Origin of the sequence: Micrococcus sp. HMSC31B01 (genome assembly GCF_001816085.1) — a bacterium.
GTDB classification, from domain to species: domain Bacteria; phylum Actinomycetota; class Actinomycetes; order Actinomycetales; family Micrococcaceae; genus Micrococcus; species Micrococcus luteus.
Map to the genome: position 1 here is coordinate 1 of NZ_KV824937.1, position 711 is coordinate 711.

Genomic DNA, 711 nt, shown 5'->3' on the forward strand with positions numbered 1-711 from the left:
CGCCGCCGTGCCGCTGGCCGAGGTGCCCGGCTTCCACGCCCCGAAGGTGCCCGGCCACAACGCGGTGATCCGCTCGGTCCGACTGCCGGACGGCACGCACGCCCTCGTCTTCGGCTCGCGCACGCACTTCTACGAGTCCCGCGACGCCCAGGCCGTGGCGCACACCGTCCGGACCGCCGCCGCCGCCGGGGCGCGCACCGTGGTGCTGACCAACGGCTGCGGCGGCCTGGACCCGGAGATCGCCCCGGGCACCCCCGTCCTGATCGCGGACCACATCAACCTCACCGGCGCCACCCCGCTCGCCGGCGCCACGTTCGTGGACCTGACCGACCTCTACTCCCCGCGGCTGCGCGCGATCGCCCGTGAGGTGGACCCGTCCCTGCGTGAGGGCGTGTACGTCCAGTTCGCCGGCCCGCAGTACGAGACCCCCGCCGAGGTGCGGATGGCGCGCACCCTCGGCGGCGACCTCGTCGGCATGTCCACGGCGCTGGACGCGATCGCGGCCCGGCACGCCGGGCTGGAGGTGTTCGGCATCTCGCTGGTGACCAACCTCGGCGCCGGCATCTCGGAGACGCCGCTGTCCCACGCCGAGGTCGTCGAGGCCGGCCAGGCCGCCGGCCCGCGCATCGCGCGCCTGCTCGCGGACATCGTGGGGCGGCTCTGATGCCCGCGCATCCCCCGCACGACGACGTCGCCGCGCTCCCGGAGGAC

The 711-nt window shown here is 75.8% G+C and carries 1 protein-coding gene; it reads left to right on the forward strand.

The features are described 5' to 3' along the window. The coding region (locus tag HMPREF3105_RS01820; protein WP_070708637.1) for a purine-nucleoside phosphorylase at positions 1–664 on the forward strand (664 nt) is incomplete at its 5' end. Between the last annotated feature and the right edge of the window lie 47 nt (positions 665–711).